Raw genomic sequence first — 19,992 nt, 5'->3', positions numbered from 1 at the left:
ACCGATGCGGATCCTGGTCGTCGACAACTACGACTCGTTCGTGTTCAACCTGGTCCAGTACCTCGGCCAGCTGGAGACGGCGTGCGTGGTGCGGCGCAACGACGAGGTCACACCGGACGAGCTCGCCGGCCTCGGCGTCGACGGCGTGCTGCTCTCCCCCGGCCCGGGCACGCCCGAGGCCGCCGGGGTGAGCATCCCGATGGTGCGGGCCTGTGCACGGGACCGGGTGCCGCTGCTCGGCGTCTGCCTCGGGCATCAGGCGATCGGCGTGGCGTTCGGCGCGACCGTCGACCGGGCGCCCGAGCTGCTGCACGGTCGGACGTCCGAGGTGCGTCACGACCGGGTCGGCGTCCTCGCCGACCTACCGTCACCGTTCATCGCGACCCGCTACCACTCGCTCGCCGTCGAGGAGAGCACCCTGCCGGCGGAGATCGAGGTGACCGCCCGGACGGCCAGCGGCGTGGTGATGGCGCTGCGGCACCGGGAGCTGCCGCTGGAGGGCGTCCAGTTCCACCCCGAGTCGGTGCTGACCCAGGGCGGCCACCTGATGCTCGCCCGCTGGCTGGAGCAGTGCGGCGATGGCGGGGCCGCCCGACGCCTGGCCCCCGGCCTGTCCGACGAGGTCGAGACCCTGCGCGCCGCCGCCTTCGCCTGAGCCAGCCAGACCGGCCTCACGTCGGTCAGTTCGGCTCGGCGCCGGGCCGCCCTGAGGCCGCTCGCAGGTCGGCGGCGGGCAGGCGGGCGTCCGGGTTCTCGGTGACACGGTAGCCGAGCCGGTAGGCGCTGACGTACTGGCGGTAGATCGTGACCTGCGGGTCGTCGCGCAGATGGGCACGCAGGGCCGCGATGTCCCCGATGGCGGTGATCCGGAACGGCGGGGAGAACACCTCGCCACCGAGCAGCAGCGTGTTGCCGACGCAGCGCACCGCCGTGCGGGCGGTGACCCGGCGGTCCATGATGGTCATCGCCTCGGCGCCGCCGGCCCACAGGGCGTTCACGACCGCCTGGACGTCCTGCTGGTGCACGACCAGGTCGTCCGGGCCCGGGGCCGCGACGCCGGGCGGGTAGGGCCCGTGCCGGCTGGACGCCGGCGCGTCGTTCAGCTCGACGGTCAACGCCGGCCCGCGCACCGCCGCCGCACCCACCGGCCCGGCGAGCCCCGCGGCAAGCGCCTGCGCAGCCGTGTCCGGACCCGACCGCCCCCCGCCACCCGTCGACGACCCGGCTGTAGGCGACCCACCCGGCGACACCGACCCGCCCGGCGAGGTCGACGGCGACGCGGAGCCGGACGGGCCACGACCCTCGCTCCCGACCACCGGTCCCGGCACGTCCGAGGATCCTGCCGAGGCCTCCCGGCGGGCGTCGACACGGCGCGACTCGGCGGCGACGACCCCGGGGATCCCACCGGCGACGAGGGCGGTGTCCTCACGATCGCCGGCGGACCCGAACGGCCCCACGTGCCCGACGACAACTCCCGCCAGCAGACCGAGGCAGAACACCACCCCGACCACGACGACCCGCCGCCCTCGCCGCGGCGCACCCGGCTGTCCAGGCCGCACCGCCGCCAACCGGCCTCGCCATGCCGCCGCCAGCCGGCCTCTCCAGGCGGCCGCCAGCCAGGCAGGCCGCGCCGCATCCACGCCCGGACGGTCTTCCTCATCGCCGCCGGCGCTCGCGGCGGCTTCGTCGCCGGCTCCGTCCATCTCGCCGCGGGTGATCACCACCGCCGACCTCGATTCCCGCGCGCCAGCCGGGCGCGTCGAGTCGGGGGCGGATCGCGGGCGGGCGCCGCGCACGGGCATGGGCACGCCGGGCGGGGCGATCCGTCCGCCGCGTCGGAGTCATCGCCCCCGCCGCAGGCTACGCGGCCCGCGACACGGTTGAGCCCACGTCAGCGCGGCGTGGCGCGCATGTCCGCACAATTCCCGGCTCGATACCCCGTCCGCGCCCGGCGCGCCGCGGCCTGGCGGCGCTGTCACCGGGAGACAGACCCACCTGCCGGTACGCAGCCGGCGTGTCCGTCGGCGGGCTGTTTACCCTGGTGCCCAGCGCGGGATCGTCACCGGGGCCGCGCCCACGGCAGCGGCGACGGTCGCCGCTCGTCCACGCATGGTCAGCCGAGGAGTTCCGCAGTGCCCGAGTCGCGACGCCGCAAGCCGAAGAAGCAGACGCAGAGCACCACCACCAGCCAGGCCCGGCGCAGCCGGCCGCCGTCGCCGCCCTGGTTCGGCGGTCTGATCCTGGCCTTCTTCCTCATCGGCATCGTCTACCTGCTCGTCTACTACTTCTCCAACGGCGGCGTGCTGGGGATGGAGGCGTTGGGCGGCTGGAACATCCTCGTCGGCTTCGGTTTCGTCGTCATTGGGCTGGCAGTGTCAACCCAGTGGCGCTGACCCGGCGGCGGGTTCGGCAATAGCGCCCTCCGTCGGCCAGTCCGCCGGGGGCCCGGCGGAACTTGCATGGCTGTCATCTATCCACAACCGTTGTCCACAATTGTGGATATCACCCATCCGGGGAGGATCGGCGAAGGGCAACCCGGTGGGCACTGGTCGCGCCCCGCTCGCGGGTTCTTCGCCGGGAGGCTGATGCCGCCGTCCGCCGTCGGTAGTGTTCGCGGGGCGTTACTGGAGGCATTGGTGGACTGGGGAACACTGGTCGCGACGGTCAGCGGAGCCGTCATCGCGATCTCGGGCACGGTGCTGGCGGACCGGGTCCGCGCCCGCGACGACGACGGCCGGGCGCGGCGGGAACGCCGCCAGGACACCTACGTCGCCTTCATCGTGGCGGCCGGCGTCTGCCACACCCGGTTACGTCAGATCGCCGGTGACACGTCGGCGCTGCCCGCCGACCGGGACGCGCGCTCGCGCACGGTCCTGGCGGACGCGGGCATCTACGACGTGCGGGAACGGCTGTTCCTGGACGCCTCACCGCCGGTGGTCGCCGCCGGCCAGCTGATGTTCGAGCGGCTGCGGGAGCTGCGCCGCTGTGTCGCGGCCGGCGCCGGCCACGCGTCGCCAGCGTTCCACGATGCCTACCATCCCTACCTCGACGCCGTGTGGCGCTACCGGGCCGCGGTTCGCGCCGAGCTGGAGGCGCCCGGCCTGGCCCCCGTGACCTTCGGCTGGGGGAGCTGGGACGGCACGGACCGGTGCCCGGTGTGCCGACAGGCACTCGCCGGCGGCTAGACAGGCGCGGCCGACGGCTCCCGCGGTCCGTCAGCGGGCGAGGACGGCGGAGCGCAGCCGGGCGACGGTGGCCTCGGGGTCGCGGGCGGCCACGATGAGGCGGCGGAACTCGCCGCCCGGGCGGACCTCCACCACCACCGCCGGGCGGCCCCGGTACACGGCGGCGAAGTCCCGGCCGTGCCGGGAGTGCCACGTGCCAAGCGCGATCACCCGCGGAATGCCGGTGCCCGGCATCCGCAACCCGTGCAGTTCGGTGAACGGCTCCGGCGCCGAGCGCACGTCCAGCACCTCGTCGAGCCCGACGGAGACGTCCCCGCGTAGCGCGCCGAGCCGCTCCAACCCGCTCATTACGACTTCGACCCGCTTTTCCCTTATCTCCAGGCTGGCCACCGCACCCACGTTAGTGCGCCCGGCCCCGCCAGCGCCCCGAAAACGGGCCTGACGTGCTCAGGTGGACGGCGACGGGCGGGCGTAGGCCTCGGCATCCTCGGCACGGATGACGTACATCACCGCGTTGATCAGAGCCAGGTGGGTGAACGCCTGCGGGAAGTTGCCGAGGTGGCGGCCGCTGTGCGGATCGATCTCCTCGGCGTAGAGGTCCAGCGGGCTCGCGAGGCTCAGCAGCCGCTCGCAGAGCTGCCGGGCCCGGGTCAGCTCACCGATCTCCACCAGCGCCGACACCAGCCAGAACGAGCAGATCAGGAACGCGCCCTCCTCGCCGCTGACCCCGTCGTCGGTCTCGTCGGTGCGGTAGCGCAGCACCAGGCCGTCCTCGGTGAGCTCCTCGGCGACCGCGAGCACGGTGGCCTTGACCCGCTCGTCGGAGGCGGGCAGGAAGCCGAGCAGCGGCATCAGCAGCAGCGACGCGTCCAGCGCCTTCGACCCGTAGTACTGGGTGAAGACGCCGCGGTGGTCGGCGCCCCGCTCGCAGACGTCGGCGTGGATCTCCTCGGCGATGGTCTTCCACCGGGCGGCGGTCTTCGTGTCCCCGCGCATCTGCGCGAGCCGGCGGCCGCGGTCGAGCGCGACCCAGCACATCATCTTGGAGACGGTGAAATGCTGCGGGGCCCCGCGGACCTCCCACATCCCGCAGTCCGGCTCGCGCCAGTGCGCCGCGGCGGCCTCGACGAGACGCACCAGCACCGGCCACAGCCGCTCCGAGAGGTAGTCGCGCGACTTGGTGTGCAGGTAGACGGAGTCGAGGACGACGCCCCACACGTCGTGCTGGTGCTGCAGCGCGGCGGCGTTGCCGACCCGGACCGGTGACGCGCCCTCGTAGCCGGACAGATGGCCGAGGATCTCCTCGTCGATGCGCGGCTCGCCGCCGACCCGGTACATCACCTGGATGTCGTCGTCGTCATGCTCGGCGACGTCGGCGATGAACGAGAAGAAGTCGTTGGCCTCGTAGTCCAGGCCGAGGGTGTACAGGCCCCACAGGGCGAAGGTGGAGTCGCGCAGCCAGCTGTAGCGGTAGTCCCAGTTGCGCTCCCCGCGGGGCGTCTCCGGCAGCGACGTGGTGGCCGCCGCGAGCAGCGCGCCGGTCGGCGCGTAGGTCAGGCCCTTGAGCGCCAGCGCGCTGCGCTGCAGGTGACGTCGCCACGGATGGTCGGGGAACATGCCGCGCGAGAGCCACTGCCGCCAGAACTCCGTGGTGCGCTCGACCGCGTTGCAGGCCTGCAGGTAGGTGTCCGGCAGCAGCGGGTCCTCGGGCCGCCAGGTCAGGGCGACGAACGCCGTGTCGCCCTCGCGCAGCGTGGTGCGAGCCAGCGCGCGGCGGCCGTCGAAGCCGAGCCGCAGGTCGGTGCGCAGCCGCAGCGTGATGTTCGTGCCCGCGTGGCTGATCACCCCGGACGAGTAGTCCTCCGCCTCGTACTGCCAGGACTCGGCGTGCCGTCCATAGTCGAAGTTCGGCTCGCAGACCAGGCTGAGGTCGACCGTGCCGTGCTCGCAGCGGGCGAGGCGCAGCAGCACGTGGTCGGCGTCCCAGTCGCTGGGGGTGCGGCGGTGCGTCTTGGAGCGCAGATGGGTGCGATGCCAGCGGCCGACGACCAGGCAGTCGGTGACGATGAGCCAGCCGTTCGGGGTCTGCCAGGTCGTCTCGAGGATGTTGGTGCCGGGCAGGTAGCGGCGGCCGGCGGGGATCTGCGTGCGGTCCGGGCCGAAGCGGAACCCGCCAGCGGAGCGGTCCAGCACCGAACCGAAGACGCTCGGCGTGTCCGGCCGCGGCACGCACATCCACTCGACGTTGCCACTGGGCGCGACCAGGCAGCTCGTCTCGCAGTCGGAAAGGAATCCGTATTCCGCGATGGGCGGGAACGGGCTGCCCCCGCTGCGTCGTACCGGCGAGTGTGCCACCCGATCCCCCTGACCACGACCTGCCACGGCTTCCATCGCGACCCCCGCCGGTGCGCCGCGAACCCCCGCCCCGAACGGGACGCCGCAGGAACGGCACTATGAGTACTGGCAAGATAGCGAATCGTAGCCGCTACTCAGCATGGTGCAAGCACCACGCCCGCCCGGCAACTCGGCGCCGATCTCCACCCGACCTGTGGTTGCGTGGGGCCATGACCGCGCATCCCACCGGCCCCGCCGACCCCACGGGCCCAGCCGATCCAGCCGGCGCCGACGCCGGCGAACCGCCCGGCCCGGCCGAGGCGAGCTGGTCACCGCCGCTGTGGCGGGTGGGGCTGTACGCGCTGGGCGGCACCGTCGCCGCGCTGGTCGCGGCGGTCGGGCCGCTGGCCTGGCGGGTCGGCTCGCTCGACGCGGCCGGCCGGCTGCTCGTCGGCGTTCTCGCCGCCGGGCTCTGGGTGCTGGCCGCCCGCGACCTACTCGCCCGCCCGGCGCTGCGGGTCGGACCGGACGGCGTGGACCTCGTCGACGGCGCCCGCCGCCGGCATCTACCCTGGGCGGCGGTGGTGGACGTCCGCGCCGGCACCCTCACCCACAACCGCCGCGCCGTGCACCTGCGCACCCTGGAGATCGAGACGATCGACGGCCCGATCCTGCTGACCCGCCGCCAGCTCGGCGCCGACCCCGGCCCGATCGCCGACCATGTCAACCAGGTCCGCCGCTGCCACGGCTGACGCCTGCCCGGCAGCCCGGCAGCCCGGACACCCGGCAGCCCGGACACCCTGCCCGCAGCCCCCACCGCGTTGCGGTCTCCTACCGCCGACCTCGCCGCCCGTCGCCTGCTGCCGCCCACGGCCTCACCCACCGCGACCCGGCACCACCCAACCTTGATCATCTCCGGCCTGGGTGGCGACCAGAACAGCGAGGGGTGGGGCGGATCTGCCGGACTTCCCACCGGTGGGAAGCGGGTGCACGGGACATCGTCGCCGTGTCGCAACTTCGCGGCCCGCTGTCCGTTCTGCCGCGAAAACGCGACACAGGCCGCCGTGACAGTGCCAGAACACGGCCACCACGAACGGCCACGACACCGCGGCGGGGGCGGCCTAGACCAGGGCGGTGGACTTGACGACGGCGGCGAGGAACAGCGCCGCGACGATGGCGGTCACCGCGCCGGCCTGGACCCAGGCGAGGCGGCGGGGCACGTAGGCGTAGATGAGCCCGATGAGGGCGCCGACCGCCAGGCCGCCGAGATGGCCCCACTTGTCGATGCTGCTGAACGTGAACGTGATGGCCAGGTTGATCCCGATCACGACGAGGATCTGCCCGGAGTCCACCCGCAGCCGGCGGGCGATCACGTAGTAGGCGGAGAAGAAGGCGAAGATCGCCGTGGACGCGCCGACCGAGGCCGTCGTCAGCCCGCCGAGCAGGTAGCTCAGCGTGTTGCCGCCGACCGCGCCCGCCACGAAAAGGCCGAGGTAACGGGCCCGGCCGAGCAGCGCCTCCAGCTGGTATCCCAGCAGGAACAGCGCGTACATGTTGAACAGGATGTGCAGTACGCCCGCGTGCAGGAACGCCGGCGTCAGCAGTCGGTAGTACTGGTCATCGACCGCGATCCGGTAGCCGATCATCGCGAAGCGGTCGGTGAACTCGTTGCCGGTGGACCCGCTGCCGAGGCCCGGCAGGCCCTGCAGGAAGTAGGCGACGACGCAGATCCCGATGAGGATCTGGGTGACCAGCGCCTGCCCGGCGAGACGCACCCGCCCCCCGAGCACGGTCCGGGCCTCCCGCGGCGCGCCGCCCCCTGCCCCCGTGCCCCGGCGGCCACCGCCCGCGTGGCCTTCCTCGGGGCAGTGGAACCCGACCGCCGCCGGGCGCATGCAGTCCGGGCAGATCGGGCGGCCGCAGCGCTGGCAGGAGACGTAGGTCTCCCGGTCCGGATGCCGGTAGCAGTGCGGGATCGCCGGCGCCCCAGGCGGCGGGCCACCCGCCCACGGACCGCCGCCGCCGGGCGGGAACCCACCGGGCGGCGGGCCGCCGACGGGCGGCTGACCCTCCCCCGCCGCGGGCGGCGGGACCCAGCCGGACTGGCCGGGGGGCGGGCCGACGCTGGGGCGCCAGCCCGTCCCCGCCGGGCCCGGCTCGCCGGCCGGTCCCGGCGGCACTGTGCTCATGCTCCTGGCTTCCCGCGCGACGTCTCGCCCGGCCGGGCGCTCAGGCCTGCTGACGGTCGATGATGATCTCCTGGATCACCACGTCCGTCTGCGGCCGGTCCCCGGCGGCGGTCGGCGCCTTCGCGATCGCGTCCACGACGTCGGTCCCCTCGACCACCTCACCGAAGATGGTGTGCTTGTGGTTGAGCCAGGTCGTGGGCTCGACGGTGACGAAGAACTGCGAGCCGTTCGTGCCCGGCCCGGAGTTCGCCATCGCCAGCAGGTAGGGCTTGCTGAACGTCAGGTCGGGGTGGAACTCATCCGCGAACCGGTAGCCCGGGCCGCCGCGGCCGGAACCCAGCGGGTCGCCGCCCTGGATCATGAAGCCCGGGATGACGCGGTGGAAGATCGTCCCGCTGTAGAGCGGGGTGCCGGTCTTCTTCTGGCCCGACGCCGGGTCCGTCCACTCCTGCGTCCCGGTGGCGAGCCCGACGAAGTTGCGGACCGTCTTGGGAGCGTGGTCGGGGAACAGGCGGATCCGGATGTCCCCCTGAGTCGTCCGCAGCGTCGCGTACAGCTCCTCGGCCATGAGGCTCTCTTCTCTTCAGGTCTGGGTGGATGTCAGGTCTTCACGGCACCGGGGCCGGCCCCGATCGTATGCGCCGACCGGGCCGGACGTTCCGGGAAGCTCCGATCCGCACCACCCAGCGTGACGCCGACAGCGCAGCTCAGGCATGTCAGGCAGGTCGGCGTGACACGCCTGCGGGCGTTCGCGCGTTGGAGAGTCCCGGTCTCGGGGTACGGCACACTGCACAGATCTTGACCGTCCGACGACTCTCGCCCGCCCGACGGCCCACGACACGGATCGGCCCCAGGGAAGCAGGCAAGCGCCAGGGAAGCAGGGAAGGACGCCATGAGCAGCACCACACTGAAGGACCACATCGCGCATGTCACCGACACCACGCCGGTCACCGGACTGTCGGACGCCGCCCGGCATGCCGCCGACCGGGCCGGCACGGCCGCCCACCGGGCGGCGAGCATCGCCGGTGACACGGCGGGCACCGCCGCGTCGGCCACCCGGGACGCGGGGGTCTCCGTCGCGCACCGGATCTCCGACGCGTCCAGCGCCGCCTCGCGCGGTGGCGCGTCGGCGCAGCGCGCGGCGAGCAGGGCCGCCGGGAAGGCGGCGGGCTCCGCCGTCGTCGTGTCCGGACGGGCGGGCCGCCGGGTCGAGAAGGCCCGGTCACGGGCCGAGCTGTACGCCGAGCGCGCGCACGCCGCCGCGGAGCTGCGGGCCGAGCGACAGCGCTCGCGGCGCGCCATCACGCAGGAGTCGAAGGCCCGCGCCGAGGCGGACCGGGCCCAGCAGATCCTGGAGAAGCGGCTGGCCAAGGCCCAGACCAAGCTCGCCCGGGTGCACCGCCACCGCCGGCGCGGCCTGCTCGCTCTGCTCGTGCTGGGAGCGGGTGCGGCAGGCACCGTCGCGGCGCGGCGCTACCTATCCCAGCAGGACTCCAGCACGTCCCAGCAGGACTCCAGCGCGCCGACCACCGCGACGCCCGGCTCCGCCGGCGACACCGGCCCGGCGTCCACCACCGGCGGCGCGGGGACCGCGAGTGGCACCGCGGCGCTGGGCGCGGACGGCTTCGACGAGCGCCTGCGCACCTCCACGAGCGACTTCGAGGAGCTGCCCGGCGTCGACACGACGCTCGGCGAGCCCAGCCACCCCCGCTGACCGCCCCCACGCCGAAAGCTGGCCGCGCCGCGCCCTCGTCAGCCAGCCCTCGGCACGCTCGGCGTCCAGGCCCGGGTCTCCGTGGAGGCCCGGGCCTCAGCGATGCGGCGGCACGGCAGCGGCGGTGGTGGTGGCAGTGGCAGTGGCCGCGGCGGTGGTGGCGGCGGTGGCGGCGGACAGCCGGTACGCGCCGGGGGCGTCCGCCGGCACGGCCGGGCGCGCCGGCGGGCACGGGTCGAGCCGGCGGTAGGGCGCGCCCAGCGGCGGGCGCGGGTCCGGCTCCCCCCTGTTCGGCCAGAACGCCATGGCCCGTTCCGCCTGCGCGGTGATGGTCAGCGACGGATTGGCCCCGAGGTTCGCGGAGACGGCCGCGCCGTCGGCGACGTGCAGCCCCTCGTATCCGTGGACCCGCTGGTAGGCGTCGATCACGCCGGTGGCGGGGTCGGCCCCGATGGGGGCGCCGCCGAGGATGTGCGCGGTCATCGGGATGTCGGCGATCTCGCTGATGGAGCCACCGGGATAGCCCCCGAGGCGGGCCGCGAGCCGGCGGGCGGCGGCGTTGCCCTCGGGGATCCAGGACGGGTTCGGGTCGCCGTGGCCCTGGCGGCTGGTGAGCCAGCGCAGCCCGAACGGCCCGCGACGCAGCGAGACGGTCAGCGAGTTGTCCCGGGACTGCATCACCAGCATGATCATCGTCCGCTCGGACCAGCGCCAGGGCAGCGCCAGCGCCAGCGCGCGGTGCGGGTGGACGACCACCTCCCGCAGGTACTTCACCCAGCGCGGCCGGGACCCGCCGCCGTCCGTCATCGCCGCGCTGACCAGGGCCATCAGGTTGCTGCCCCGGCCGTAGCGGACGGGTTCCACGTGGGTGTGGCCGTTCGGGTAGAACGACGACGTGATCGCCACCCCGCGTGAGAACCGGCGGTCCGGGCGGTAGCGGGTCGCGCCGAGGATCGACTCCGAGTTCGTGCGGGTGAGCTCGCCGAGCCGGGCGGACAGCGCCGGCAGGTCGCCGCGTTCCCGGCCGGCGAGCAGCAGCCGCTGGGTGCCGAGCGTGCCGGCGGCGAGCACCACCTGCGGCGCCGTCAGCGTCCGGCAACGCCCGTGGCGCCGCCAACTCCCGGTGGGGACGATGTCAACCTCGTAACCGCCGGCCGGGCGTGGGCGCAGCGCGGTCACGGTGGTGTCCGGGACGACCCGCGCGCCGGCCCGTTCGGCCAGCCACAGGTAGTTGCGGTCAAGCGTGTTCTTGGCCTCGCGGCGGCAGCCGGTCATGCACTCGCCGCACTCGACGCAGCCGACCCGGCTCGGCCCGGCGCCGCCGAAGTACGGGTCGGGGACCCGCACACCGGGCTCCTGCCGGCCGTCGCGCCCGAAGAACACCCCGACCCGGGCCGGCGCGTACGTCCCGCCGACGCCGATGTCCTCGGCCACCCCGCGGAACACCTCGTCGGCGTACGTGGTCGTCGGGTTCGGGGTGACGCCGAGCATCCGTTCCGCCTGGTCGAAGAACGGGGCCAGTTCCGCCCGCCAGTCGGTGATGTTCCGCCACTGCGGGTCCGCGTAGAACGCGTCGAGCGGGCGGTACAGCGTGTTCGCGTAGACCACCGAGCCGCCGCCGACCGCCGCCCCGGACAGCACCAGCACCCGCCCCAGCCAGGTGATCTTCTGGATGCCGCGGCAGCCGAGCCACGGCAGCCACAGATAGCGCCGCAGATGCCAGTTGTTGCGCGGCAGGGAACTCGGGCTGAACCGGCGGCCCGCCTCGAGGACGAGCACGCGGTAGCCCTTCTCCGCCAGCCGCAGCGCGCTCACGCTGCCACCGAAGCCGCTGCCGATGACGATCACATCGGCGTCGTGACCGTCCTCGCGTGCACCCTCAGCCATGCCGCCACCTGCCGCAGTCGACGCTGCTTACCCATGATGGGCTTACCCATGATGGGCCCTGCGTCCGGCGACGCAACATCTCGGCGCCCGCCTGCCGGGGCCGACGACCCCCGATCCGCCGGGGCCGTGGCCCTGGCGCGCGTCGGCCGGGCGGCGGGCTGCCTCAGGCGGCGCCGTCCGCGGCCCGCTCGCGCGCCCGGGCCTCGCGGGCGGCCTGGGCGGCCCGCTCGATCGCCTCCAGCGGAGGCCGGGGAATCTCCACCGGCCGGGGGTCCGACATGTCCATGTCCGCCGCTCGCGTCGCCTGGCCCGAGCCGGTGGCCGGCTTGCTCCCGCCGCCGGCGCCGGTCGACCTGCCCGCGCCGGGACGGGCGAACCGCCGGGTGCCCGGCGCCGGGCGCGCACCGAGCTTCTCCCCGCGCTGCTCCAGACAGGAGCGGCACTCGCACTCGGCCGACGAGCGGGGAAGCCGGTCGAGCCGCCAGGACAGGTTGTCGATCTCGTCGCCGTCACCGACGAGCACGCCGGTGCTGATGATGTGGACGAGGTGCAGCGCCAGGGTGACCGGATCCCAGTTGTCCTCGTCGAAGATGACCTGGAGCTTCCCGAAGATCTCGAGATAGTCCGAGGTGGGCCGGCGCATGGCGTTCGCCAGCACGTTGATGACCTGCGTGGCCGCGAGCGTCATCGGCTTTGGCGGCGGCGGGGGCAGCGGCACGGTCGGCGCCGTCGGGTCGTCGACCTCCTCGTCCCGCTCCCCGGCGGCACGCGGCTCAGCGGCCTGCGGCTCAGCGGCCTGCGGCTCAGCGGCCTGCTGGTCGGTGATGTGCGGTTGCGCGGCAGACGGCTGTGCGGGGCGCGGGTCGGCGGCGCGGTCACCAGCGCGCGACTCGTCGGCAGCGCCGGACCAGGTGGAGCCGGACCAGGTGGAGCCGGACCAGGTGGAGCCGTGTGCGTCCGCCCCGCTCCCCGTGGCAGCAGGCGTCGGCGCGGCGGGCACTCCCGATGTGGCGGGCGAGGCGGGGGCGGCGGCGCGGGCAGTGGGTTGCGCCGGGGCGGCGGGCTGGACCGGCGGGGACGCCTGCGTGGGCGTCGCGGCGGGGGGGCTCGCGGGGGCGACGGGAGAGTCGACGGTGACGGACCCGCTGGCGCGGTCGGCGCCCACGGAGGGTTCGGGCGTCGGAACGGGCTGGTCGCCGGGGCTCGGGTGGGTCTGGCCGTCCTGGTCCTGCCCACGCCGGGAAGGCACCAGGTCGACCACGAAGCCGCCCCCGTCGCCACCGCGGCCGGCACTGCCACCGCTGGCACTGGGCGCGTCGCTGCCGACGGTGGCCATCGCGCGGGTGCGCCGTCGCGCCGTGCTCCTGGTGTGCGAGCCGGCGCGGCCTCGCCGGCCGCGACGCCGGGCGCTCCCGCTCGCGGCGGAGTTCGACGCGAGGACGGTGTCCGGCGACTCGACGAGGCGGACCAGGCCGTCCCGCACGGCCGCGTCGGGGATGGTCAGGGCGAACCGGGTGGTCCGCCCCGCGGCCGGGCGGGCCACGGTCGTCAGCCAGCCCTGCCGGCGCAGCCGCGAGACCTGCCGCTGCACGTGGGTCCGGCTGTAGCCGGTCTGCTCCATCAGCGTGATCAGGCCCGGACCGCTCACCGCCGCGCCGGCCGGCACGGTCGACGGTGCGTCCGCGACGTGACTCGCAAGGGTGCAGGCGACGAGCTTCGCGGCCGACGGCAGGGCGGCACGCAGGACGGCGCGCTGCCAGCCGCTGCGATCGGCGATCAGGGTTCCCGGCTCCTGTGCCGCCTGAATCGAAACCAGTGCACCTGGGATGGTGAGCTGGATCGTCTCCGACGACACATGCCTCCTTCCCTCGGCTGGGTCACTCGATGCGGCTGGGTCGTCCGGACCTGATGCGGTCGCGGCCGGCTGCCGGGGGATCACGCCCACCGAGACGGGTTCGGCGGGGCGCGGGCGGGACGACGTCTGTTCAGGCACCGTACTCCGCGCCGGGTCAAGGGGCTCCTGTGGAGGGCCACCACGCTCACATGATGAGGACATGACTCCATCACTTCCGTTGGGTGGTCGTGGTGTGACAGAAGCATCAAACATCGATTGACTGCTGCGAAGCAAAAAGATGGGGACGCGACCACAAAAGGGCCACGAAAAGCCGGCGATGCCGCCATTGAAAAGCTATCTGAAACAGCTTCTCCGACCTTGCCTCCAGAAATCATGGCGATGCGCTGAAGATTTCCGCTGCGGCACTGGTCAGACGGTTGGCGAAGGGCACGCCGGCAGGACCTCGGCAGCGCCGCGGGGCGCGCGCTGTCTTCCCCCGACCGGACCGGACGGTCGGCCGCGGTGGCCGCGCACCGCCGGCCGGCCCGTCTCGACCACCCTCCACAGGCACAGGCGGGACGCCTCAGCCGTGGCGTGGGCATCCGCTGAGCCCACGAAGCCATCAGGCGCGGTGCCGGCCGGATCCCGGCCGGCCCCGACCGCACCGGTCGGCACCGGTATGGCCGCCCGGCACGATGAGCGCACCCGGCCGCCGGCTTTCGAATTCGACTTACCCGCCATGCCCGCCGCGGCAGCGGTCAGCTGCCCGGAATGGCGGCCGACAATGAGCCGGAGCCGACCGGGGTGGCCAACGATGACGGCCGATCAGATGCCGAATTCATACAACGACATCGGAGCCACCGAGGGCGGCCGAACCGGTACGGGCCGCGACCGCTCGTCCGCGGCACGGAAAGACGGTCGAGCCCGTGGGAAACCTATTGCGGACAGATCGGGGTCATTCGGTGCGGTGGCCACCCGGATCTCTCCGCCATCCCACAACTGGACACCATGCCGCACCGGATTCACCACCGATGCGTGGGATCAAAGAGTCTCCGGTAGCGCGATGGTGATCGAAATCCACGCCGCCACCACCACGCCCGGTCCCATGCCGGGCGGTGGCGGCACCATCCCTCCGCCTCCCGCGGCAGCGCCCGACCAGCACATCCAGACCCATCCCCACGGCTATGGAGACACCACGCCACCCACGACTTCGGCGTTGCGGCCACTTCGCCCTGGCGAAGATCACGCACCGAAGATCACCGCCCCGGATGGGTACCGACCGCCGACGGGCGGGGGTCGGCGCGGTCCGTCGAGGGAGCGCACGCTGGTGGCATGCCCCCGGACGGGTGCACGCTGAGGGTGGAGGTGGCGGATGACCGGCGACATCGTGGTCGGGGTCGATGGTTCCCCGGGCTCCCGCACGGCACTGGCCTGGGGGTTCGCGGAGGCGGCGCGGCGCCGCTGCGGCCTGTGCGCCGTCGTCGGGATCGGGTCGGCCATCGCGGGCAGCGGCGACGATCGGGGCGGTGCGGGCAACAGCCTCTTCGAACAGGCCGCCCACATGCTGCGCGAGACCGTGACGGAGACGGCGCCCCCCGGGACGACGGTGCGGGTGACCGAGGAGGTCGTGGACCAGCCCGGCGCGGACGCCCTGCTCACCGTGGCGCACAGCGCACGGATGATCGTGGTCGGTGCCCGCGGGCGCGGTCTGCTGCACCGGCTGCGGGTCGGTTCGGTCAGCGCGTCGGTAGCGGTGCACTCGCCGATCCCGGTGGTGATCGCGCGCGGCGAGGAACCGGGCGCGGTCCCGGGCCGGCGCCCGCGCCGCGTCGCGGTCGGCGTGGACGGCTCGCCGAACTCGCTCGCCGCCCTGGAATGGGCCGCGGCGGAGGCCGACCAGCGGGAGGTCGGGCTGCTCGTCGTGCATGCCTGGCTCGCCGCCATCCCGCTGCCCTTCGCCGAGGCGCCGGGCGAGCTCACCCAGGCGCTGGAGGAGCAGGCGACGACCGTGCTCGACGACGCCGTGGCCCAGGTGCGCGCGGACCTGCCCGCCGGGCTCGACCTGCAGCGGCGGGTGGTGCCCAACTCGCCCACCCAGGCGCTGTTGGCCGCCGGCCGGGAGTGTGACCTGGTCGTCGTGGGCGCCCGTGGGCATGGCGGCTTCGCGGAACTGCTGCTGGGCTCGGTGAGCCACCAGTGCATGCTGCACTGCCCGGTACCGGTGGCGATCATCCGTCGGCAGTGACGGCCCTCATCGGGTCGGCCCGTGCACGACGACCCGCGTGTCCGGGAGCACCGCCGACCAGGAGTACCACCGCTGCCCATCGCCGCCGGGCGGCGGATCCCACGGATTGCGCAACAACACCCGGCCGTGGGAGGCGTCCACCGCCAGCACCGCGTACGCGTGCGACGCGACAAGACCACCTGGCCCGGTCCGCTCCCTCGTGGTGACCGTGACGACCTCACCGCGGCCCAGCAGCGCCGCCAGCGTCGCGACGTCGGTCCCGCCGGCGCGCCGCCGGGCGACCGGACGGCCGGTCACCGTGCGCAGGCCGTCCGCGGCGCTGCCGAACCCGATCGCCGGGTACCCGCCGCGCAGCCGGGCGTACGCCTTCTCGTAGAGCGCCGGCCACAGCTCCGCGCGGCCGCTGGCGTCGTCACCGTCCATCCCGATCTCCTGGAACGCCCCACCGCCGGAGCCCTCGCCACCGTTTCCGCCATCGCCGGAACCGCCACGACCGGAACCGCCGCCGGCCACGGCACCGCCGGCGGTCGGATCGTCCCCACCCGCCCGGACGCGGTGGGCGGGCAGGATCGCCGTCACCGTCACGGGGCGTGCTGGTCCGCCCCCGGGGTGGAGGATGACCGTCACCGTGCCGTTCGGGTTGCGGCGCAGGCCCGCGGCGAGGCGGCCGGGATCCTGGGAGGCGACGCCGATCAGGGCCGCCGCGAGGTAACAGTCCGCGACGCCGCCCTGCCCCACGTCGTCGGGAGCGGGTCCGTCGCGGATCAGGACATCGCTCGACCGGTCCAGGTCGACCACCCGCCCCGGAGCACCGCCCGGGTCAGGCGGAGGCGCCGGCGGGGCGGGCTCCAGCCAGGGCAGCACCCGGATCAGCTCGCCGATCATGTCGCGAACCGCCGAGGCGAGGAGATCGTCCGCGAGGCCGGCGAGTTCCGCGGCCGCGGCCGGCATGCCCGGTCCGGGCGCGGCGGCCAGGCGCGCGGCGGCCGCGGCCAACGCGGCGAGAGGAGCCCCGCGCAGCGTCGCGATCACCCCCGCCCGCGCCGGCGCCGGCAGCCGCGCGAGCCCTGCCCGGATGGCCCGCAGCTCCGCCACGCCCGGCGACCAGGCCCGCGCCCCGGTGGGGGCTCCCGGGACCGCCAGCGCGCCGAGCAGCCCGGCCGCCACGGCGAACGGATCCACGGGAGGCGACGGCCGGTGTGACGGCGTTGGCGATGGCCGGTCTGACGGCGTTGGCGACGGCCGGTGTGACGGCGGCAGGAGCACGCGACAGCGTTCCGGGGCCGAGGCCCGAGCCGGGGCGAGCAGCGTGGCCCGCCGCCGTTCGAGGTCCAAGGCCGTGCGGCCGGCCTCGGCCGCGGCGGCCCGCAGGCAGCGGCAGAGCACCGCGGCCCGCTCGTCCCCCGCGCGTCTGATCGCGCCGGCCGCGTCGGGGACCATCCGCGACGCGGCCCGGGCGGCGTCGGCCACGGCGGCGCCCACCACCGGTGCCAGCGCCGCCGCCCGATCGCCCGCGGTCCGCAGCCCCGCGGCGACCGCTCCGAGCTCGGCCTCGTCGACCACGACCGCCACCATCCCCGCCGAGGGCGCCGAAGCCCCGGCCACGGGCGGCACGCCGGGCACCATGGGGATGCCGAGCCGCGCGGGGACGCCGGGCGCCGATGGGCCAGCGGACGTGGGCGGGGTACCGGCCGTGGGCGGGATGCCGGGCACACGCAGGATGCCGGCCGTGGGCAGGAGGGCGGGCACAAGCGGGATGCCGGGCACAAGCGGGATGCCGGACGGCGGCGGAAGGCTGGACGGCGGCGCGCTCGCGAGCCGGTCGAGCCAGGCCGCCTGCTCCCCGAGGGCCCTCGCGACCGCCCTCAGGGTGCCCAACCAGCCGTGCGCCCACCCGTCGAAGCGCGTGCGCAGCGGCGAGTGCCCTGACAGCCCGGCGACGCGCGGCGCGAGGGACGCCACCTCGCCGGCCTGGCGGCGCAACGCCGCGGCATGCGCGGGCAGCGCCGCCACGTCCGCCATCGTCGCCGCGGCCGGTTCCACTCGCGTCACCCACCGTCCGCGTCGGCCCGTCAGATGATCACAGGGTAGGCCGGGCCGCGCGAAGCCCGCCGAGTGGGCCCACCGGTCCGCGACCCGCGACGCCTTACCGCGCTACAGTTTGATCATTTCGTCCCGTGCGCCCGAGTTCCACGACCGCGGCGCCGAGTGCCGGGAGGATGTCGTGACCGAGGCCGTCGTCGTCGCCGCCGCCCGCTCGCCGATCGGGCGGGCGTTCAAGGGTTCGCTGCGGGGCCTGCGAGCCGACGATCTCGCCGCGACGATCGTGCGCGCCGCACTCGATCAGGTCCCGGCGCTGGACCCGAACGAGATCGAGGATCTGATCATCGGCTGCGGCCTGCCCGGTGGCGAACAGGGGCACAACATCAGCCGGGTCGTGGCCGTCACCCTCGGGCTCGACGGGGTCCCGGGCACGACCGTCGCGCGCTACGACGCGTCGTCGCTGCAGGCGATCAGGATGGCGATGCACGCGATCCGCGCGGGTGAGGGTGACGTCTTCGTCGCGGCCGGCGTCGAGGTGATCAGCGGCTTCCTGCGCGGCAACAGCGACAGCCAGCCGGACACCCAGAATCCCAGCTACGCCCAGGCCCAGGCCCGCACCGCCGCGCTGGCCGCGGGTGGCAGCCCGCGGTGGAGCGACCCTCGCGCCCACGGTGGGCTGCCCGACGTCTACATGGCCATGGGTCAGACGGCGGAGAACGTCGCCCAGCTCACCGGGGTCGGCCGGGCCGAGCAGGACGCCTTCGCCTGCCGGTCGCAGAACCTCGCCGAGCAGGCGATCGCCGCCGGCTTCTACAAGCGGGAGATCACCCCGGTCCGGCTGCCGGACGGCACCGTCGTCGACGCGGACGACGGCCCGCGCCCGGGCACCACCCTGGCGGCCCTGGGCAGCCTGCCCCCCGTGTTCCGCCCGGACGGCACGGTCACCGCGGGCAACGCCTGCCCGCTCAACGACGGCGCCGCCGCCGTCGTCGTGATGAGTGACACCCGGGCCCGCGAGCTGGGCATCACCCCGCTGGCGCGGCTGGTCGCCACGGGCGTGGGCGCGCTGTCACCGGAGATCATGGGTCTCGGCCCGGTCGAGGCCTCCCGGCGGGCGCTGGCCCGCGCCGGGATGTCGATCGGTGACGTCGACCTCGTCGAACTCAACGAGGCGTTCGCCGCGCAGGTGGTGCCGAGCTACCGCGCGCTGGGCGTGGATCTGGAGCGGCTCAACGTGCACGGGGGCGCGATCGCGCTGGGCCACCCCTTCGGCATGACCGGGGCGCGCATCCTGACGACCCTGCTCAACGGCCTGCGCAGCACCGACACGACGATCGGCCTGGAGACGATGTGCGTGGGCGGCGGCCAGGGCATGGCCCTGGTGCTGGAGCGGCTGTCCTGAGCCGTCGCCGCCGGGCTCGCTCCCGCTTCTGGGAGTGGGGGCGGACACCGAGAGCGGCTCGGCGGGCAGCGCACGCACGGGCAGGTGCAGGGTGATCGCCCACAGCCGCAGCCGGGCCTGGACCTCCGGCCGGGTGAGCTGGACGGCGGTGACGACCAGCGCGCCGCCGATGATGCCGTCGATCCAGTAGTGGTTCGCGGTGACGACGACCACGAGCGTGGTGATCACCGGATGCAGGATGGCGAGCCACCGGGCTCGGGCGCGCAGGATGGTGATGACGCCCCAGGCCTCGAGGATCGCCCACCCGATGTGCAGGCTGGGCATGGCCGCGTACTGGTTGGCGACGGTGTCGTGCGGCCCGTACGGCGAGGGGCCGAAGACCGCGCCGGTGTCGACGAGCGTGATGCCCGGCACCATCCGCGGCAGGAACCGCGGCGGCGCCAACGGGTAGGCGATGTGGATCAGCAGCGCCGCCGCGGTCGAGGCCACGATGACGGTGCGCACCCTGCTCCAGGCCGGACGATGAAAGATCAGTACCCAGAGCAGGAAGGCGATCGCGGCCGGGAAGTGCACCGCGATGTAGAAGCGGTTGGCGAACTCGAGCAGGTGGGTCGACTGCATTGCCCAGGACTGGACGGTCGACTCGTTCGGCAGGTCGAACAGCCGCTCCAGCGCCCAGATCCGCCGCGCGTGGTGCAGCGCCTCGCTCTCGCGCCCCACGGCGAAGTGCCGACCCAGGTCATAGAGCAGGTAGAGCGACGCGAGCAACAGGACCTGTCCGACCACGAACAGGCCCGCCCGCACGGTCGCGGCGATCCGGCCCGGTCGGTGGTCGCGGCCCGCGTCCCTGGTCCTCGGGGCCGAGCCGGTCGCCCCACTCAGGAACGCGGGTCCGGTCGCGCTCACCATGTGCAGCCCCGAAGCATCGTCGCCTCCCCATGCCGCCATGTGCCGTTAACCCCGTGCTTCGTTCCTACCGACCGATCGGTAAGGACGGATGCGAACGGGGTGTGAGATAGGGCTCAGCCAGGTGGACGCGCAGCAACATCCCGCACTTGTCCGCACACCCCCCGCGACCGGAACATACGGGTGATCCGGACGCATCCGCCCAAGGCTTACCCGCAGATTAACAACGGGGAACCCAAGCCCCCCGATTTCC

Annotated in this window: 15 protein-coding genes and 1 pseudogene; 7 read left to right on the top strand and 9 right to left on the bottom strand. The window is 74.3% G+C overall.

Annotated features, from left to right (window positions below; genetic code table 11):
• The first annotated feature begins 4 nt into the window (after nt 1–4).
• Nucleotides 5–655, top strand: coding sequence for an aminodeoxychorismate/anthranilate synthase component II (locus AC6EXY_RS01055; protein WP_499816817.1), 651 nt, complete (start codon nt 5–7; stop codon nt 653–655).
• A gap of 25 nt (nt 656–680) precedes the next feature.
• Here AC6EXY_RS01055 and AC6EXY_RS01050 read toward each other — a convergent pair whose 3' ends face one another.
• The gene (locus AC6EXY_RS01050; RefSeq protein WP_499816816.1) at nt 681–1,724 is read right to left on the bottom strand and encodes a DUF881 domain-containing protein; all 1,044 of its coding nucleotides are present in this window, start codon (nt 1,722–1,724) and stop codon (nt 681–683) included.
• Nucleotides 1,725–2,132: 408 nt separating this feature from the next.
• Here AC6EXY_RS01050 and AC6EXY_RS01045 point away from each other — a divergent pair, with 408 nt between their 5' ends.
• The gene (locus AC6EXY_RS01045; protein WP_101832368.1) at nt 2,133–2,393 is read left to right on the top strand and encodes a cell division protein CrgA; all 261 of its coding nucleotides are present in this window, start codon (nt 2,133–2,135) and stop codon (nt 2,391–2,393) included.
• Nucleotides 2,394–2,636: 243 nt separating this feature from the next.
• Nucleotides 2,637–3,185 (top strand): CchlQ, encoded by a 549-nt coding sequence (locus AC6EXY_RS01040; protein WP_101832369.1) that lies wholly within the window; start codon nt 2,637–2,639, stop codon nt 3,183–3,185.
• 30 nt (nt 3,186–3,215) lie between these two features.
• On the opposite strand, the gene AC6EXY_RS01035 is transcribed toward AC6EXY_RS01040, so the two are convergent.
• Together AC6EXY_RS01035 and AC6EXY_RS01030 are read right to left on the bottom strand one after the other, a co-directional pair.
• Nucleotides 3,216–3,533, bottom strand: coding sequence for a hypothetical protein (locus AC6EXY_RS01035; protein ID WP_243407623.1), 318 nt, complete (start codon nt 3,531–3,533; stop codon nt 3,216–3,218).
• 99 nt (nt 3,534–3,632) lie between these two features.
• The gene (locus AC6EXY_RS01030) at nt 3,633–5,540 is read right to left on the bottom strand and encodes a glycoside hydrolase family 15 protein (RefSeq protein WP_101832371.1); all 1,908 of its coding nucleotides are present in this window, start codon (nt 5,538–5,540) and stop codon (nt 3,633–3,635) included.
• 209 nt (nt 5,541–5,749) lie between these two features.
• On the opposite strand from AC6EXY_RS01030, the gene AC6EXY_RS01025 reads away from it, so the two are divergent.
• A complete protein-coding gene (locus tag AC6EXY_RS01025) occupies nt 5,750–6,271 on the top strand; it encodes a PH domain-containing protein (RefSeq protein ID WP_499816815.1) in 522 nt (173 codons plus the stop codon).
• Nucleotides 6,272–6,640: 369 nt separating this feature from the next.
• Here the strand turns inward: AC6EXY_RS01025 and AC6EXY_RS01020 are convergent, their stop codons facing one another.
• Together AC6EXY_RS01020 and AC6EXY_RS01015 are read right to left on the bottom strand one after the other, a co-directional pair.
• Complete coding sequence (locus tag AC6EXY_RS01020) at nt 6,641–7,708, bottom strand: rhomboid family intramembrane serine protease (RefSeq protein ID WP_499816814.1); 1,068 nt, start codon at nt 7,706–7,708, stop codon at nt 6,641–6,643.
• Between the two features lie 40 nt (nt 7,709–7,748).
• Complete coding sequence (locus AC6EXY_RS01015) at nt 7,749–8,276, bottom strand: peptidylprolyl isomerase (RefSeq protein WP_101832960.1); 528 nt, start codon at nt 8,274–8,276, stop codon at nt 7,749–7,751.
• A gap of 324 nt (nt 8,277–8,600) precedes the next feature.
• Here AC6EXY_RS01015 and AC6EXY_RS01010 point away from each other — a divergent pair, with 324 nt between their 5' ends.
• Entirely contained in the window at nt 8,601–9,422 is an 822-nt protein-coding gene (locus AC6EXY_RS01010; RefSeq protein WP_101832961.1) for an SPFH domain-containing protein, read from the top strand.
• A gap of 96 nt (nt 9,423–9,518) precedes the next feature.
• On the opposite strand, the gene AC6EXY_RS01005 is transcribed toward AC6EXY_RS01010, so the two are convergent.
• Nucleotides 9,519–11,309 carry an FAD-dependent oxidoreductase gene (locus AC6EXY_RS01005; protein ID WP_101832962.1) on the bottom strand — a complete coding sequence of 597 codons (1,791 nt, stop codon included), beginning with the start codon at nt 11,307–11,309 and terminating at the stop codon, nt 9,519–9,521.
• Between the two features lie 163 nt (nt 11,310–11,472).
• Nucleotides 11,473–13,164, bottom strand: coding sequence for a hypothetical protein (locus tag AC6EXY_RS01000; RefSeq protein ID WP_499816813.1), 1,692 nt, complete (start codon nt 13,162–13,164; stop codon nt 11,473–11,475).
• 1,351 nt (nt 13,165–14,515) lie between these two features.
• Between AC6EXY_RS01000 and AC6EXY_RS00995 the strand changes: the two genes are divergently transcribed.
• Nucleotides 14,516–15,388, top strand: coding sequence for a universal stress protein (locus AC6EXY_RS00995; protein WP_101834328.1), 873 nt, complete (start codon nt 14,516–14,518; stop codon nt 15,386–15,388).
• Between the two features lie 6 nt (nt 15,389–15,394).
• Here the strand turns inward: AC6EXY_RS00995 and AC6EXY_RS00990 are convergent, their stop codons facing one another.
• Nucleotides 15,395–17,440 carry a C2 family cysteine protease gene (locus tag AC6EXY_RS00990; protein ID WP_133150842.1) on the bottom strand — a complete coding sequence of 682 codons (2,046 nt, stop codon included), beginning with the start codon at nt 17,438–17,440 and terminating at the stop codon, nt 15,395–15,397.
• A gap of 172 nt (nt 17,441–17,612) precedes the next feature.
• On the opposite strand from AC6EXY_RS00990, the gene AC6EXY_RS00985 reads away from it, so the two are divergent.
• The gene (locus AC6EXY_RS00985; protein WP_499816812.1) at nt 17,613–18,833 is read left to right on the top strand and encodes an acetyl-CoA C-acetyltransferase; all 1,221 of its coding nucleotides are present in this window, start codon (nt 17,613–17,615) and stop codon (nt 18,831–18,833) included.
• 204 nt (nt 18,834–19,037) lie between these two features.
• Here the strand turns inward: AC6EXY_RS00985 and AC6EXY_RS00980 are convergent.
• A pseudogene (locus AC6EXY_RS00980) lies at nt 19,038–19,742 on the bottom strand (phosphatase PAP2 family protein); the annotation flags it as partial.
• Between the last annotated feature and the right edge of the window lie 250 nt (nt 19,743–19,992).

It is taken from the genome of Frankia sp. RB5, from assembly GCF_059816245.1.
This window is presented reverse-complemented; position numbering and strand designations above follow the sequence as displayed.